14 protein-coding genes are annotated in these 15360 nt (G+C 38.5%); 4 read left to right on the top strand and 10 right to left on the bottom strand.

From position 1 onward, the window contains the following. Position 1: 1 nt before the first annotated feature. From IGI79_RS01705 to IGI79_RS01695, 3 genes are all read right to left on the bottom strand, one after another. A complete protein-coding gene (locus tag IGI79_RS01705; RefSeq protein ID WP_071866215.1) occupies positions 2 to 529 on the bottom strand; it encodes a GNAT family N-acetyltransferase in 528 nt (175 codons plus the stop codon). Between the two features lie 13 nt (positions 530 to 542). Next, positions 543 to 995, bottom strand: a complete 453-nt coding sequence (locus tag IGI79_RS01700) for a MarR family winged helix-turn-helix transcriptional regulator (RefSeq protein ID WP_062805801.1) — start codon at positions 993 to 995, stop codon at positions 543 to 545. Between the two features lie 68 nt (positions 996 to 1063). Continuing rightward, positions 1064 to 1663, bottom strand: coding sequence for an NUDIX hydrolase N-terminal domain-containing protein (locus IGI79_RS01695; protein ID WP_104776473.1), 600 nt, complete (start codon positions 1661 to 1663; stop codon positions 1064 to 1066). Positions 1664 to 1779: 116 nt separating this feature from the next. On the opposite strand from IGI79_RS01695, the gene IGI79_RS01690 reads away from it, so the two are divergent. Continuing rightward, a complete protein-coding gene (locus IGI79_RS01690; protein ID WP_195273677.1) occupies positions 1780 to 3222 on the top strand; it encodes a helix-turn-helix domain-containing protein in 1443 nt (480 codons plus the stop codon). Between the two features lie 465 nt (positions 3223 to 3687). Here the strand turns inward: IGI79_RS01690 and IGI79_RS01685 are convergent, their stop codons facing one another. From IGI79_RS01685 to tdc, 3 genes are all read right to left on the bottom strand, one after another. Beyond that, positions 3688 to 6237, bottom strand: a complete 2550-nt coding sequence (locus IGI79_RS01685) for an HAD-IC family P-type ATPase (RefSeq protein ID WP_065096874.1) — start codon at positions 6235 to 6237, stop codon at positions 3688 to 3690. Positions 6238 to 6390: 153 nt separating this feature from the next. Continuing rightward, complete coding sequence (locus tag IGI79_RS01680; RefSeq protein ID WP_062805805.1) at positions 6391 to 7845, bottom strand: amino acid permease; 1455 nt, start codon at positions 7843 to 7845, stop codon at positions 6391 to 6393. Between the two features lie 27 nt (positions 7846 to 7872). After that, positions 7873 to 9708 (bottom strand): tyrosine decarboxylase, encoded by a 1836-nt coding sequence (gene tdc / locus IGI79_RS01675; RefSeq protein WP_104776469.1) that lies wholly within the window; start codon positions 9706 to 9708, stop codon positions 7873 to 7875. Between the two features lie 498 nt (positions 9709 to 10206). Here tdc and IGI79_RS01670 point away from each other — a divergent pair, with 498 nt between their 5' ends. Beyond that, complete coding sequence (locus tag IGI79_RS01670) at positions 10207 to 11637, top strand: DNA-binding protein (RefSeq protein WP_104776468.1); 1431 nt, start codon at positions 10207 to 10209, stop codon at positions 11635 to 11637. Positions 11638 to 11872: 235 nt separating this feature from the next. Here the strand turns inward: IGI79_RS01670 and IGI79_RS01665 are convergent, their stop codons facing one another. The 4 genes from IGI79_RS01665 to IGI79_RS01650 all read right to left on the bottom strand — a co-directional run bounded on the left by IGI79_RS01665 (position 11873) and on the right by IGI79_RS01650 (position 13190). Then, positions 11873 to 12229 (bottom strand): DUF1622 domain-containing protein, encoded by a 357-nt coding sequence (locus IGI79_RS01665; RefSeq protein WP_066026548.1) that lies wholly within the window; start codon positions 12227 to 12229, stop codon positions 11873 to 11875. Beyond that, positions 12229 to 12591 carry a DUF1622 domain-containing protein gene (locus IGI79_RS01660; protein ID WP_071866208.1) on the bottom strand — a complete coding sequence of 121 codons (363 nt, stop codon included), beginning with the start codon at positions 12589 to 12591 and terminating at the stop codon, positions 12229 to 12231. Before IGI79_RS01660 ends, IGI79_RS01665 begins: the two co-directional genes overlap by 1 nt. A 179-nt stretch (positions 12592 to 12770) precedes the next feature. Further along, the gene (locus IGI79_RS01655) at positions 12771 to 12938 is read right to left on the bottom strand and encodes a hypothetical protein (protein ID WP_179948047.1); all 168 of its coding nucleotides are present in this window, start codon (positions 12936 to 12938) and stop codon (positions 12771 to 12773) included. Between the two features lie 9 nt (positions 12939 to 12947). Next, positions 12948 to 13190 (bottom strand): AbrB family transcriptional regulator, encoded by a 243-nt coding sequence (locus IGI79_RS01650; RefSeq protein ID WP_071866207.1) that lies wholly within the window; start codon positions 13188 to 13190, stop codon positions 12948 to 12950. A 230-nt stretch (positions 13191 to 13420) separates the two neighbouring features. Here IGI79_RS01650 and IGI79_RS01645 point away from each other — a divergent pair, with 230 nt between their 5' ends. Together IGI79_RS01645 and IGI79_RS01640 are read left to right on the top strand one after the other, a co-directional pair. Further along, positions 13421 to 13549, top strand: a complete 129-nt coding sequence (locus IGI79_RS01645) for a hypothetical protein (RefSeq protein ID WP_019724379.1) — start codon at positions 13421 to 13423, stop codon at positions 13547 to 13549. A gap of 46 nt (positions 13550 to 13595) precedes the next feature. After that, the gene (locus IGI79_RS01640; RefSeq protein WP_071866206.1) at positions 13596 to 15290 is read left to right on the top strand and encodes an oleate hydratase; all 1695 of its coding nucleotides are present in this window, start codon (positions 13596 to 13598) and stop codon (positions 15288 to 15290) included. Positions 15291 to 15360: the final 70 nt, after the last annotated feature.

The raw sequence follows: 15360 nt of genomic DNA, 5'->3' as shown, positions 1-15360 counted from the left end.
GTTACACCTCATTGATTTTTTTGACTAAGATATGATCGATCTGTGCATCGTCTCCCATATAAAACACATGTTGTCCTTGGCGTATGAACCCATGCTTACGGTAAAAAGCTTGGGCTGGATCATTATGTTCCCACACACCTAACCACACAGCTGTTTTTCCCTGTGCTTTCGCTTGAGCCAACGCCCAGTTCATCAAGTGAGTGCCGATCCCTTTTTTCTTATAGGGTGGTCGAATATAGATCCGTTCGATTTCTAGATGATCCTCAGGCATTTCCTCGGATTGTGCTTTTCCTATGTTCAGTTTTAGATAACCTGCAATTTCGCCATGATCTAGCGCCCAGAAAAAAGCTGATTCTGGCTGGATCAGTTCTTTTGTCAATCGCTGCAAATCATACGCTTGCGAAAGATACGCATCCATATCTGCCTGCGTGTTATATTCGCCAAAAGTATCTGTGTACGTTTCAATGCTGATTGCTTGAAGGCGTTCCACTTCACTTCCCACAATCGGTCTGATTTCTACCTTTCCCACTCCAACATCCCTTTCAATACAGGCGTTTATTGCCCTTTTTTACAAAATTCCAGTCTTCGCTGATATTTTTCCTTACGTGTGTCAATAATCTTTCCAACTGTTGGATTTCTTCTTCAGACAAGCCAGCTAAAGCGACTTTCGTAGAATGATGGTGTTCTCGGATGATCATCGGATAAAGTGCTTCTCCTTGGGCTGTTGGATAACACCTTTTATTTTTCTTGTTCTGTTCGTCCGTTACACGTCGAATCAAGCCATTACTTTCCAGCTTTTTCAGCGCACGGGCAGTTGTCGTTCGATCGACTTTAAGCATTTCGGCTATTTTTTCTTGAATGATACCTGGATTTTCACAAATCCGAACGAGATACAGGTATTGCCCCCTCGTCAAAGCGACTTCTTTAAACTCAATATTACTGATCGAATCTAACGCTCGTGCTATCGCGCCGATTTCTCTTATGATCTCAGCCATCTCTTCTCTCCTTTAGTTGTACTTTTATTGTACTGATTTTTGTTGCAAATGCAACAAAAATATATTGATCAGTCAAAATAAGGCAAATGACCTTTCGCTAAGATCGCAAGCTGTTCTTCTGTCGTCCGTTTTTGGGAAAGAGTAGGTAAATCATCCAATGCAAAAAAGGCGCTGTTTGAAGTTTCATTATTCGTGATAAAAGAACCTCCGATGATTGAACATCCAAAAATGACTTTATAGTATTGAAAGGCTTGTGGAATATCTTTTCGGGTATTGGTATCAAAAATCGCCAGTAGTTGATCCACCGTCACTGTTAGCCCAGTTTCTTCTTTCACCTCTTTTTCGATATTTTCTTTTGGTGAATAGCCGATTTCCGCAAAACCACCCGGTAATGCCCACTCTTTTGTATTGCTGTCTTCCACTAACAGTACTTTATCCTCTTGTTTGATAAAAGCACGTACATCGACTTTTGGTGTGGGATACCCTTCATTTTGTTCTAAAATAAACTCAAGACGCTCTTCGATTTCCTTGTCGCCATTACTTAATAATGATAAAGCAATCGATTTCAATTCTTGGTAACGTTCTTCGTCAAACGGATCTTTGCCATAGAAGAGACCGGCTTCTGCGATCGCTAATAAACGTTTGTATTTTTCGTTTTTTGTTGTCATTACAATTCATTCCTTTCGATAAATCCACGCTGTTATCTCTTACTCCAAAACTACAAGAAACCGCTTATGTAAGTCAAGGATTGTGTTATAATTTGTTTTAAAAGGAGGGATGTTGGATGTATTCGCTCATGCACCAAATCATCACTGAAAAGGATTTACAACGACAAGTCACGTTGATTGAACTACTTTTAAACCATCCCAAAATCACTGTCAATGAGCTTGCTGAAGAAACCAATACAACAGAGCGTACGATTTTTTCCGATTTACAAGTGATCCGTTCACAGTTACCTGATGGCTGGTTGATCGATAGTGATCAGTCAGGGATTCGTTTGCTCAATCAAAAAAATCTACTTGCCAATGATCTGTGGGAATTGTTTCTAAAGCAATCCGTCAGTGTACAATTGATCAAAGAACTATTGTTTACAAAGGAATGTTCCACAACCAATTTCTTAGCAGCCAATGGACTTTCTTACGAAACGTTGAAACGCCATACAAGAAAAGTCAATCGCCAACTCCTTCGTTATGGGTTACAGATCAAGCTGACAAAATATACAAGCACGATGACCGGTTCTGAAAATGCGATCCGTTTGTTTTATCATCGTCTTTTGATGCCATTTACTCATAATAATTATTTTTTTGAAGATTATTCCATCCATGAATCCCATTACTTTCGTTTTTTGAAACGCTTGAAGCAAACCCCTTTTTCTGTTGAAACAGAAGAGATTTTTGGCATTTGCTGGTTTTTCATCAACACGATACGTGTTAAGGCAAACTGCCGTATCGAGGACTCTTTCTTTGAACCTGAAGATACTCTTTTCTCCACGTATGCTACGGAATTGACCGAACTTTACGAATTAGAAGGCGTTTATTTACAAAAAGATGAATTGATTTTTGCTTTCTTTTGCTTTTTAGAAAGTTGGAATTACAACAATCAATACCAAGAACCCGTGGCAGATATCTTGCAAAGTTATCCTTTTTCGGGCAAGATCAAACAATTCGTTCAAGATTTAGCTGATACCTTGCACTTAGAAGAATTAAACGAGACAAAACTTGCTGATAACCTGATCTTGTTATTGTTGAAATATCATGAATCACCTATCTTGATCGAGCAGTTGAATTTGCAGTATCACTATTTCTTGGAAGAATATGAGCAGCAATATCCACAGTTGTACCCATTCAAACAAGAATTACTTGAGCAACTGAAACAAGAGTTACCTGTTCAAGAAGACGAATACTTTTTGCGCCTCTTATCATTTTTGATCCAGCAAGCGATCTTATCCGTTCGTCCAAATAAATTGAACCTGTATTTCTTCTTTCAAGGCGAACCCTCTTGGAAAGCCTTTTTGCAACAAGAATTAAATGATTACTTTGGGAAACGAGTTCAATTGATTCCAGTAGAATTATCTCAACTTTCTGACATCACGTTCCATAAAAACGACTTGTTCGTCTCAAACACCCCCCTCGACCAAGTCCCGATACCAATCATCTACATCTCTACCATACCAACCAAAAACGAGCTCGACCAATTGACCGAACTCACATTTAGAAGTTATTTGTAAGGTTGTGAAAGAAGCGTTCAGCACTGAGTAATAAGACAGAAAAAGCGAAAATGGCTTTTTCATTTTTGATTTTTTTGGCTTATTATTGAAGTGTTGCTTCTTGAACACCGTTTATCATAGGTTGTGAAAAAGCCGTTCAGCTCCAAGTATTAAGGCAGAAATTGAGAAAATAGCTTCTCATATTTTTCAATTTTTGACTTAATATTGAAGGAGCTGGCTTTTGAACACCGTTTATCTAGGTTGTGAGAAAAGCGCTCTGACCTGAGCAGTAAGATGGGAAATCAGAAAATAGCTTTCCATATTTTTTGATTTTTCAGCTTAATGTTGAAGGTCAGCTTCTTGAACACCATTTATCAGGTTGTGCAAGAAGCGTTCAGCTCCAAGTATTAAAACATAAAAAAGCGGCAGTCTTCCTCTAAAGTAACCTAGGGGAAGACTGCCGCTTTGACTTTATTCATTGGATTCTCAGTTACCGGCAAAAGCTTCTCTTTCTTTTCTTTTGATCCATGTTTTACTGATTCGTTTCTCGACTTCTACGATTGTAAATAATAGAAGTACATTTGCAAGGATTGGCAAATGTTGAGCAAAGCTCAAACTTGTTGTTTCAATGACTTGTTGCGCAAAGGGTAGATAAATGACTCCAGTTTGGAGGACAAATAAAATACCTAATGAAATAAATAAGAATTTATTTTGGAAGAAGCCTTTGTTCAATGAAGCATCGACTTGCTCACGGCAATTGATCATATAGACGGCTTGGGCAGCAACAATGTTTTGTAAAAGAACAGTTTGTTGTAAGGCTTGACCTTCAAACTGCATTGCCAACCAATAAGCTGGGATAATGATCAAAAGGGACACATAGAAAATCCGGAAAACATTGTACTTAGTCAAAATCCCTTGGTTAGGATCTCTTGGTGGCCGACTCATCGTGTCTTTACTTGCTTGTTCAAAGCCTAACGCATAGGATAACGTGATTGTTGTCACCATATTGACCCATAAGATTTGGATCGGTGTCAAAGGCAATGGCTGATTCGCAAGTAATGCCCAGATGATCACCAAACCTTGTGCTAAAGATGTAGGTAAGAAGAAGCTGATCGTTTTTTGTAAATTATCTAAAATCCGACGTCCTTCTTTGACTGCTTTAGCGATCGTATGGAAGTTGTCATCGCCTAAGACCATATCTGCGGCTTGTTTACTGACTTCACTTCCTTTGATCCCCATAGCGATTCCCACATCTGCTCGCTTCAATGCGGGCGCGTCATTGACACCATCACCGGTCATCCCAACGATTTCGCCATTTTTCTGCAAAGCTTCTACGATCCTTAATTTATGCTCCGGAGTCGTTCGAGCAAAGACATCGACTTTGCTCACTTTCTTCGCTAAATCTTGATCAGAGAGTCGATCGATATCGATCCCTTCAAGGACATTACTCGTATGCTTCAACCCGATTTGATCAGCAATTGCTTGGGCTGTGTCTTTATGGTCACCAGTAATCATTTTCACCGAGATCCCTGCTTGCTGACACTCTCTTACCGCTTGGATCGCACTCTCTTTTGGTGGATCAATGATTCCTGCAATCCCAACAAATGTCAGTTGTTGCAACTGTGCATGGTCTAATTCTTGCTCAATAGGCAATTGCTTGTAGGCGAACCCTAATACACGTTGGCCTTTTTTTGCTAGTTGTGATGCTTGGTTGATCCATTGTTGCTGTTCTGATTGTGACAAAGAAGATTTCGATAATAAAACTTCTGGCGCTCCTTTGACAAATACTACTGCATGGTCCTGTTCTTCATGCAATGTTGCCATATATTTATAACTTGAGCTAAATGGCAGTTTAGCAAGCGCCGTTTTTAGGGGAAGATTCTGTTCAGCTGTGTATCGTAATAAAGCCAGCTCAGTTGGATTGCCACTCAACGTTTCCACTACTTGATCATCTTTCGTTTGCACTTCTTGACAATTTTTCATGATTTCAAGTAAGCGTGTCTCATCTTCTGTCATTGTTTCCACAACAGTCATTTCATTTTTGGTCAACGTACCCGTTTTATCTGAACAGATCACCGTCATTGAACCAAGTGTTTCAACGGAAGGTAGTCCTTTGATAATCGCTTGTTCTTGTGCCATTTCATTGACCCCCAGTGAGAGGATCATCGTCAATACCGCTGGCAAGCCTTCGGGGATCATAGAAACGATCAACGCAATGATCGTTGAGAATAAAAAGTTCCATTCTAAGCCATACCTAAATGAGGTAAAGAAAATCAAGAATAAACTTAGAAAAACGATTCCTCTGAAGATTTGCTTGTTCAACTGATGGATCTTGCGAACCAAAGGGGTCGTTTGTTGTTGAACTGATTGTAATGCCTGATTGATTTTACCAATCTCTGTCGTATTCCCTGTTTCAACGACGACACCAAGCGCCGATCCAGCTTGGACAAGTGTACCTGAAAAAGCCATATTGAGTTGATCTCCTGCGCCTAATTCATCGACTAACGACTCACTCATTTTCTCTACCGCATCGGATTCACCGGTCAACGCAGCTTCTTCGATCATCAAACCATATGTTTCGACTAAACGAATATCGGCAGGCACGACATCTCCAGCTGTTAAACTAACTATATCCCCTTGCACGATCTCAGTGGCAGGGATACTTTTCTTGACGCCTTCAGAAAGAACCACTGCGTCTTGACTCATTAAACTTTTTAACCCATTGAGTGACTCTTCTGCTTTTCTTTCTTGCCAATAACCAACAAAACTATTGATGATCACTACAAGTAAAATAATACTACCTTCAATATAATCACCCGTTAAAAACTTCAAGACAGAAGCCACCATCAGGATGATCATCAACAAATCCGTAAAATGCTTCAAAAATTTCCGAAGCGGACTGACTTTCTTTTTCACTTCTATTTCATTTCGTCCTTGTATTTCTAAACGACTGGTACGTTCTTGATTTGAAAGACCATCTTTGGTCGTCTTTAATTTATTCATTGTTTGTTCAGCAGTTTCTTTGTACCATGTCATCGGCAATCCCTCCTGTATTTCATTTGATAATACTTATTATACGTAAGAAGGAGGGTTTCTTATGTCGATTATTTCAGGCAAACATGAAATAATTAGTGTGATTTAATATGAGCCAGGTTTATAGGTTTGCTTTTCAAACGAAATTTTTTCCCTTTACTCCGATTGCTTCGTTGATTTTTGTTCACTCAATTTGTTTTTTATTTCTTGTTCCCAAGAAGGTTTTCTAATTTTTTCGATACATAATGGGGCAACAAAAAGAATGCCGCTGATCAATGCGACAGCCACAAAGTTGATCCATGTACCAGCTTTTAATGTAAGTCCGACAGAAAAAACGATTGCTGCAAATAAGACTAACACAACAAGCCATGCACCGAGATTCCCATTTCCCTCTTTTTTACCGATGCGAAATGGACGAGGGATAGTTGGATTTGTTTTTCTAAAACGTAAGAATGCGACACCCATGATGAGATAGACGATACAATAAATCACTGTCGTTGCATTTACTAACATCAAAAATGCTTGATTGACTCCTGGAATCAATAAATAAAATAGTGCAAACACAGAAATGATAATGGATTGTGTCAAGATCACCGCTTTTGACACATCAAATTCATTGGTTTTCCAAAAATTGAAACGAGGAGGATACGCGCCTTTTCTTGCACTTTCTGTAACAGTTTTGGCTGGACCAGAAGCCCAAGCAGACAATTGTACAGCGACACCGACAAATACAAGTAAGCTGAATAGGTTCACAATCATATGTGGCAAGCCAAGAATTTGGCAATCGATCGAAATGGATTGGGCAATATTATTCAACTCCATTTGACCCTTTGGTACTACATTGGCAACGACTAACGCATTCAGCGTGTTTACCACAAATAAAAAGACTAACGCAGCGAAAATACCGCGTATATAAGTTTTAACTGGATGTGCCAATCGAGTGATATAAACAGAAGACATTTCGATGCCAGTAAAAATGAACATGATCGGTGCAAAATAAACGAATGATTTTGCAGTACTTGGATCGGGAACTAAAAGATCCCAAGAAAATTTCCCTAATGTTCCATTTGGCATGATACCGACCTTGATCCATGCTGCAACACCTAATAGGAGCATCAATGCCAACGGGATATACAACCCCAACCAGACACCGATTTTCCCGCCAATTTTTGCCATGTCGAATTTTAAGTTCAATAGTGTGATGATCCAATAAACGACTAAAATCACGAGTAATGTGAATTTACTATTCAAGCCTAGTGGGACGTTATTGACCATGTTGCCAAACAATGGGGCGAGTGCTGAGGCAACCATGACCATCCCTGGAAACATTTGAACCCATAAAAGCCAAGAGACGACAAATCCCCATTTTCTACCGAGGGATTGAGAGACCCATAGTTCTGGCCCTCCCTTTTGAGGAAACATCCCTGCAAACTCTCCTGAGATCAGAGAGATCGGAAACGCATAAAAGAGTACAGCAACTAACATATAAAACAACATCGTCCAACCAGTGGCAGCGACATCAGGAATATTGCGGACGCTTGCGACTAAAGCGCAAGTCATCCCAATAAACGTTAACGTTGACAGTTGTTTGGTAGATTTTGAGTCTGTCATGATTGATCCTTCTTTCTATCACTAAAACTACGCAAGAACTTCTCTTAGTTTTTCTTCCATTGCGTGTTTGATGGCTTCGGTGTAATAAGCAAAGATGTTGTCATCGGTTAAATACGGGGTCATGATCGCAGCTCGCAACAAAGTAACTTGTTGTTCTTTTTGCCATTCTTCTTGTGGAACACCCATGCTTTCAACAAATGCTACTGGAGAATCGCCATAATCCGCTTGCGTGAAGGTCGTATGAGAAGTAATAAAGCGTTCTGCGTACACATCACCTTCCATATAAGAGGAGACATCAAACATTTCTTCATTCAAACGGTTGATTTCTTTTAAATCTGTACAACCTTGAACTTTGAATGCCCAATCGACCATATTGAAATCTGGATGATTCAATGGATAGACTTCGATTGTTTTCCCATTGACAGTAAAGCTTAATTGATCAAGAAATTCTCGGAAACGTTGAGCGGCTTCGATCGATGCACCAATCAATTGACCATAGCCAGTGACATTCAAAGGCAGAACTCGGTGTGCCGTCCAAACTGCCGCAGCCGTTGCCCCAGCTTTTGAACCTTCTAAAATATAGGCACCTAACATATCCGGTGCTTTAACGGATTTTTCAAACACATAAGGTGCAAAATAAGAGATGATATTCCGCATACTTTTATGTTTGATCGTGATTCCTCCTGCCGCATAAGGTACATAGCCCATCTTATGGGGATCAACAGTCACTGATTCGGCTTCACTGATTGCCTTGAATCCTTCATAAACACTTCGTTCGATTTTCACTTCATGATGGAAAACATGATGTTCTTCATAAAATTTTGCTAATGATGCGTAAGGTACAAATTCATACGCTTCATTCATGAACAAACAACGAGCATAGCCACCATAAGCTGCATCCACGTGAAGGTAGAAATAAATGCCTTCATCTTTCAATTTTTCTCTAAGTTCAACGATTTGATCGACACGATCGACTTGTCCTTCTTCTGTTGTACCTACAACAGCGACCACACCTAGGATGGGGATATGTTGGATAGCTAGTTCACGAATCGTCTTTTCCAATACTTGGACATCCATTCGGTAGCAGTCATCAACGGGGATCGCGATCATTTGATCCAACCCGACACCACAAATATCTAATGCTTTCATCCATGAATAGTGTTTGGTTTGAGGAACAAGCCATTTGCCCAATTCTTGGATGTGTTTCCCACTTCGTGAAGATGCAGCTTTGACATTGTCTAATTCTTCATCAGTAAATGTTTCGATCATTTCTAATATTTCTTCTACAGATAGATTAAGTAATTCCCAGTCCGATAGGTCTTTCACTTTTTCAGGATAAGTTTCTTTGACCGCTAAAGGAATCGATTTGATACAACGGGCATACCATAGACCTTCTAAATTCGCAATTGAACCATCCGCTGTCAGATGTCCCCAACCATTCGGCATACTAAACAGCTTCGCAAAGTCTTCTCCGATTTCTGCTTCCATTTGTGATGTGGCCATTGAGGATTCCAATGCCACGTTATTAGGATTCCAAAGCATCGCAAAGTGATAAGCCAACAAAGCTGGCATCAATGTTTCTGCATTCATTTGTCCCCAATAACGTCCGGCTGAATGCCAAGGAATTGAACCGGCACGCATTCGTTCACTGACTTCATCTAAGACCTCCATCATATGTTGTCGAGTCGTAAGATAAGACGTTGTTGATTTGTCTGCTTCACTGATTGCGGGAAGGTCAGCTGGTAAATAATTTTCACGCCAACCTAAATGTTCATCCAACATCTTATTCAATAACATTTTATACACTTGGCCATTTTCTGCTTTGTCGCCAATAAAGACGGCTTTGATGTCCATATCTTTCATGATTCATTTCTCCTCTCTTGTTACCTGATCACAGGAAATACTCAGCCGGCTGTTGTTGCTTGATCAGTTTACGTGTTTGACTATACGCTCAAATTTTAAAAAAATTTTTTTAATAACATACCTTTATATTTCTTACTTTGAAGACAAAAAAAATAAAGTCTGATTATTCTGTATTTTTAGCTCAAAAAAACGAACGATATGACTAAACTTCCTATCTAAGAATGGCTCAATTTATTGATTATAACGTTTAGGTCACGAACAAAAAAAAGAAATCAAATGTACTTATTCGCTGAAAAATAGTCATATTTGTTTTTTCTATTTGGTTCTTTTTATCAATCAGTTCTCATTTTTTTTAATTAAAACAGATACAATAACAAAAATAAGTAAATTTAGCATCTTGTTTGCTAAGAAAGATTGGGTGATAGATGCGTATCTACAAAAAACATGGCATAATAGCTACGTGCTTGTGCATGACTATACAAATAGGGAGGATTCCCCATGATTGAACATTATCTTGAGAAAAATCTCTTACGCCAACTCTTTCTTTGTGGACAGTTTTATGTAAATAAGGAAGTCGATCTTCCAACGACGGCTACTTTGTTACATGTTTGTCAAACGACTCTGTTGAATGATATCAAAGCCTTAAGTAGAGAATTGAGCGACCAAATCATTTATCAATCAAAAGAAAAAGAAACCTATTCTTTATACTTCGCACCAACAATTTCTCGTTTCCAATTGATGCAACGACTCTCTCGGCCGTCTTTATTTTTAAAAACTTGCCTTCTTTACTTAGAAGATGAACCAGATTATATCCAATTGACCGAACTCGAATTTGTTTCAGTCAGCAAAGCTTACGCATTGAAGAAACAAGTGTTAGACTACTTTCAAGCATGCGATATCGCCATTGAACATCATTCCCCTCACTTTACCGACATCGAAAGACGCTTGGTTTTGCTAAATGTGAGCTATCGGACAGGCACATTGCCTGACCTCTCTCTTCCTTGTTCCTTTGATGTCCAAGCGCAAGAGTTTATTCAAGCAGTCACTAAAAAAAGTGGGCGAATCTATGATCGGGATACCCAAGAGATTTTGCAAACAGGCTTTCTGATCAGTCTGTTCTATCAAAAAGATGCCCCGCTATCAATCGATCAATCATTCATCGATGAAATCAAAAAGAGACCGATTTATCATTTCGTTCTTGCTGCTTGGGAAGAAAGTCCGTTTAAGCAATTTTTTCAACCAAATGAATTTTATTTTATTCTGATACTCTTCAATCTATGTGATTATGGATTTGATTCTTATGAAGCAATCGAAGAGGATTTTGCCCAATTGCATCAGGTCTTTATTGAAAATAATCCAGAGACAAAACAATTGATCCAACGATTTGAACAACATTTTGACCATCCTTTTCTTGGAAACAAAGCTTTTGAGCGTGCGTTGATACGTATTTTGCGTTCTGCTTGGAAAAACTATCAATTGTTCTTACCTGAAAAATTTCATTTATTGACCGATGAACAACGAGAGTTATTTGAAGAAGTAAAACGGATCGTTAGTGATTGGAGCCATGCACTTCCTTATCAATTAAAGATCAATCCAAATTGTCTGCGGTCATTCGTTATTGAATTGACTGGTATTTTACGCTTAGATAAACAAAAATTAACTGTGCGGATCGTGACCAACTCAGATATCAAATACTTGATTTATCGCGAAGCTTTAGAGGCCGTTACGACATGTGACATTTCCGTTGAGCCAATGATTTATAAACAATTAAGTAAAGAAGCTCTCGATTTTGTGGCAGCCTCTTCTAACCGGCTGTTGTGTGAACGTACACTCTACACCCCTGTTGCCTTGTCCATGGAACATGTTATTCCAATCTCAGTCGAAACAGTGGAACAAGCGATTATATTGCTTGTAAAAAATAGTTCATGAGGGAGGCATACTTTCGTAATAGTAACTCTTGCACACATTTATTCTGTCGTATAAAGTGTGTGAAAAACTAGACAGTTCCATAAAAAAAGCTAGAAAACCAAAAATTCATCCTACAAGATTTTGGTTTTTCTAGCTTTTTTTATAATTGTTACTTTCTGAAAAACTATTTATCCAATTTTAAGAGACGTGATCACTAATATCATTTGCCCATTCTGCCTATGATGATTATGCAAACTTAGACATCCGCTGGACCGATTTCTTTATTCAAGAAGTAAGAGATGATCGTACGAATCACGACTAATGCGGCCAACTGAAAAATATCTTGTAATGTCGGTTTGATGATCGACTCGATGATCCCAGCAGAGATCAATATCTCTAAACTCAATAAGATATACCCACCCAGCATTTTTTTGATGCCGTTATTTTGGTGAATCCGTTCATTTTGTTTGAATGACGGGTTCAAGGAATCTTTCAAAAAATCTTTGATCGAAAGAAAACCACCCCATAATAAGACCGCAATGGCAAAAATATCTAAAATCAAGACCAACCATTCAAGATATGGATAAAGAAGTGTCATCCAACTGATTTCCATCAAACTTTCCTTCTTTCATGCGATACATGACTCGCGATTTCTAAATTTAAAAAATAAGAGATGATCGTGCGAATGATAATGATCAATGCTAATTTTAAAATGTCTGTCCAAGTTGGTTTAATGACAGATTCAATAAGATCTGCCACGATCAGTACTTCTAAACTCAACAAAATATAACTAGCTAGTAACTTTCGAATATCCGCATTCCGCCGATTACGCGTCGCATAATCTTTGATCAATGGACGTTCCATTATCAAATTTTTAAAAACTAAAAAAATACCAACCAACAAGACTAAAATCGAGAAAATATTCAAAATCGCAGTCACCCATTCCAACAAATGGACCAATGTTTCACTAAACATCTTTACACCCCACTTTTTCTTCTACTCCTATCCTACTAAGAGTACGGAGTTTCGTCCAGTTTGAGCAAATATTACCAATCAAAATAAGATGTTTCTTTTTAACTATTCGGTAACATATGCATATTTTTTTCGATTCGTATATGATATGTACGTTCATGAAAATGATATAACATAGATACTTATTCATGGATTTCAAGGAAATTTTTAGTGAGTTCTATTGATTGATCGATCATCCTTGTAAAATGTCGAATATTTTCTTTAGATAAAAATAATTCATTTCCCCATCCATTGATCAACTGCTCTAACCTCTGGCGAAAACTCTCCGAATACACAATCGTATCTACCATCTACTCACCTCAACCATACTTACTAAATGTATCTTTCATTTCAGATTCGGAGACTATCAAACCTTTTGAGAAATCATCAAATGCTTTTTCTATTTCTTTACGGTCTTGTTCTCTCATCACTTCCTTTGTATCAATTATCAATGTTGTACCTTCTTTCGTATAGCTCAAAATATCCCCCTCATATAACCCAAGTTCCTTTGGTAAAATGCTACCGACAATGTTCCCAATTTTTCTCACCTTTAAACTCTTCATCTTTTCCACACCTTTCTGATTCACATGAATTAAAACGCGTTATAACTCATTCCCAAAATTTTTTTACTTCTCTTTGTTAAGAATTTATTACAAAATACACTAAAAAACAGACACTTCCTCTGAACTGTCAAAAATTCTGGTTGCTCACTTACCCTATCATTTGGCTTATTTTTCTAAACGTTCTATGCTTTGAAGTAGAAATAGTTCACAAACCAAAAGGAGGTTTTTTTATGAGCAAGAAATGGTTGAAAGTAGGCATTGGCTTAGGACTAGTTGCTATAGGTGCTGTTTATCTTGGCAAAAAAACAGGCTTACTAGAAGATGATAGTCACCTTTATGATGAATTTGAATCAATCTAGAAAAATCGCTTTGAAAATGAATTGGTAAATATTGGAGGAACGCATGATGCAAAAAAAGAAAGCAATTATGATTGGTGCAGGAATCGCGAATATGGCAGCAGCTGTTTATTTGATCCAAGAAGGCAAATGGCGTGGAGATCAAATCACTTTCTACTCCTTAGATGACCATGGATCAAATGATGGCGCTCCTGTTGACACAGTTACTGATGAATATTGGAACAAAAATCACCCCTTAGAAAATCAAAAAGGCTACGTTGCACGTGGTGGACGTATGCTGAATTACCGTACGTATGTCGATTTGATGGATCTACTCAGTCGTATCCCTTCTGCCACAGAACCGGGCATGACAGCCGAAGAAGATACACGAGATTTCGATGCCAAACATCCGACATTTGATAAAGCTCGTTTGTTGGAAGGTGGCAAGGGAATCGTTGATGGCGGTAAATTGGGCTTCAACAATAAAGATCGCGTATTATTAACGAAACTAATCGCCATGCCTGATTCAGAAGAAGAAAAATTAGATAATGTGACGATCGCTGAGTATTTCAAAGATGATCCTCATTTCTTTGAAACAAACTTCTGGTTTATGTGGGAAACGACTTTTGCTTTTCGAACACGTAGTTCTGCACAAGAATTACGTCGCTATATGCACCAAATGATTTATGAGTTTACTCAAATCGAGCATTTAGTTGGGGTCAATCGGACACGCTATAATCAATACGAAAGCATCATGTTGCCACTGATCAATTATTTGAAAGAACAAGGTTGTAAAATCATTTTGAATCGTCGTGTCGTTGACTGGGAATTCAAAGAAACAGCGATGCAAGATGAAATCACTGTGACTGGCTTGAAAATGATCAATACAAAAACACAAGAAGAAGAACATGTCATCGTTGATGGAGATACTGGCGTATTATTTACGAATGGTTCGATCACTGATTCAGCAACACTTGGCGACTACGAAACACCCGCAGAGGAAAATATGGATTACGGTGCTGCTTCTAGTTTGTGGAAAAAAGCCAGTGAAAAATTCTACAATTTAGGTAATCCAGATAAATTTTTCGCAGATCGTGACGCAAGTGAATGGGTCAGCTTTACGTTGACAACAAAAAATCATGTGTTGCTAAACGAGATCACACGTATCACGACACAAGAACCAGGTAATGCGTTGAATTCATTTATTTCAACGACACCGATTACCCCACTTGGTCAAAAAGATGTCAATATGTCGATCGTTGTGCATCATCAACCGCATTTCACTTCACAAAAACCGAATGAAACAGTGATTTGGGGCTACTTCTTATATCCAAGACGACGTGGTGAATTTGTCGACAAAGAGTATATTAAAATGAACGGAAAAGAAATGTTGGAAGAATTGCTTGGTCAGCTTTCAAAAGTTGATCCTGGTCCAGTAAACATTCGCGAAAAAGAAACCGAAATCTACGATAGCGTCATCAATAATATTCCGGTTTACATGCCATATGCTTCTGCCTTATTTAACAATCGTGCGAAAAGTGATCGACCAAAAGTCATTCCTAAACATTCAACAAACCTTGCCTTTACTGGTGAGTTCGTGGAACAGCCTTATCAAATGATCTTTACCGAACAAAGTGCTGTTCGTTCAGGAGAAATTGCGGCATTCCATTTTGCAGGTATTCCAATGTCACGTTTGGTGAAAACACCACGTTATGACAAAGATATCCCTACGTTGATGCGTGCAGCGAAAAAAATGTTTGATTGAGGTTCACTAAAGGAGTCCACTTTTCTGTGCGACTTCAGTCCTAAAACAAAAGTCCTCCACCTATGGAAAT

Origin of the sequence: Enterococcus sp. AZ084 (genome assembly GCF_051714905.1) — a bacterium.
In the GTDB taxonomy this organism is placed as follows: domain Bacteria; phylum Bacillota; class Bacilli; order Lactobacillales; family Enterococcaceae; genus Enterococcus_B; species Enterococcus_B pernyi.
The sequence above is the reverse complement of the archived record's forward strand: the minus strand, read 5'-3'. Positions and strand labels throughout refer to the sequence as shown.

Bases quoted from the DNA above. Each gene is read 5' to 3' on its own strand.
- IGI79_RS01700 (WP_062805801.1), bottom strand. From the start codon at position 995: ATGGCTGAGATCATAAGAGAAATCGGCGCGATAGCACGAGCGTTAGAT.
- IGI79_RS01695 (WP_104776473.1), bottom strand. From the start codon at position 1,663: ATGACAACAAAAAACGAAAAATACAAACGTTTATTAGCGATCGCAGAA.
- IGI79_RS01690 (WP_195273677.1), top strand. From the start codon at position 1,780: ATGTATTCGCTCATGCACCAAATCATCACTGAAAAGGATTTACAACGA.
- IGI79_RS01685 (WP_065096874.1), bottom strand. From the start codon at position 6,237: ATGACATGGTACAAAGAAACTGCTGAACAAACAATGAATAAATTAAAG.
- IGI79_RS01680 (WP_062805805.1), bottom strand. From the start codon at position 7,845: ATGACAGACTCAAAATCTACCAAACAACTGTCAACGTTAACGTTTATT.
- tdc (WP_104776469.1), bottom strand. From the start codon at position 9,708: ATGAAAGATATGGACATCAAAGCCGTCTTTATTGGCGACAAAGCAGAA.
- IGI79_RS01670 (WP_104776468.1), top strand. From the start codon at position 10,207: ATGATTGAACATTATCTTGAGAAAAATCTCTTACGCCAACTCTTTCTT.
- IGI79_RS01665 (WP_066026548.1), bottom strand. From the start codon at position 12,229: ATGGAAATCAGTTGGATGACACTTCTTTATCCATATCTTGAATGGTTG.
- IGI79_RS01660 (WP_071866208.1), bottom strand. From the start codon at position 12,591: ATGTTTAGTGAAACATTGGTCCATTTGTTGGAATGGGTGACTGCGATT.
- IGI79_RS01655 (WP_179948047.1), bottom strand. From the start codon at position 12,938: ATGGTAGATACGATTGTGTATTCGGAGAGTTTTCGCCAGAGGTTAGAG.
- IGI79_RS01650 (WP_071866207.1), bottom strand. From the start codon at position 13,190: ATGAAGAGTTTAAAGGTGAGAAAAATTGGGAACATTGTCGGTAGCATT.
- IGI79_RS01645 (WP_019724379.1), top strand. From the start codon at position 13,421: ATGAGCAAGAAATGGTTGAAAGTAGGCATTGGCTTAGGACTAGTTGCT.
- IGI79_RS01640 (WP_071866206.1), top strand. From the start codon at position 13,596: ATGCAAAAAAAGAAAGCAATTATGATTGGTGCAGGAATCGCGAATATG.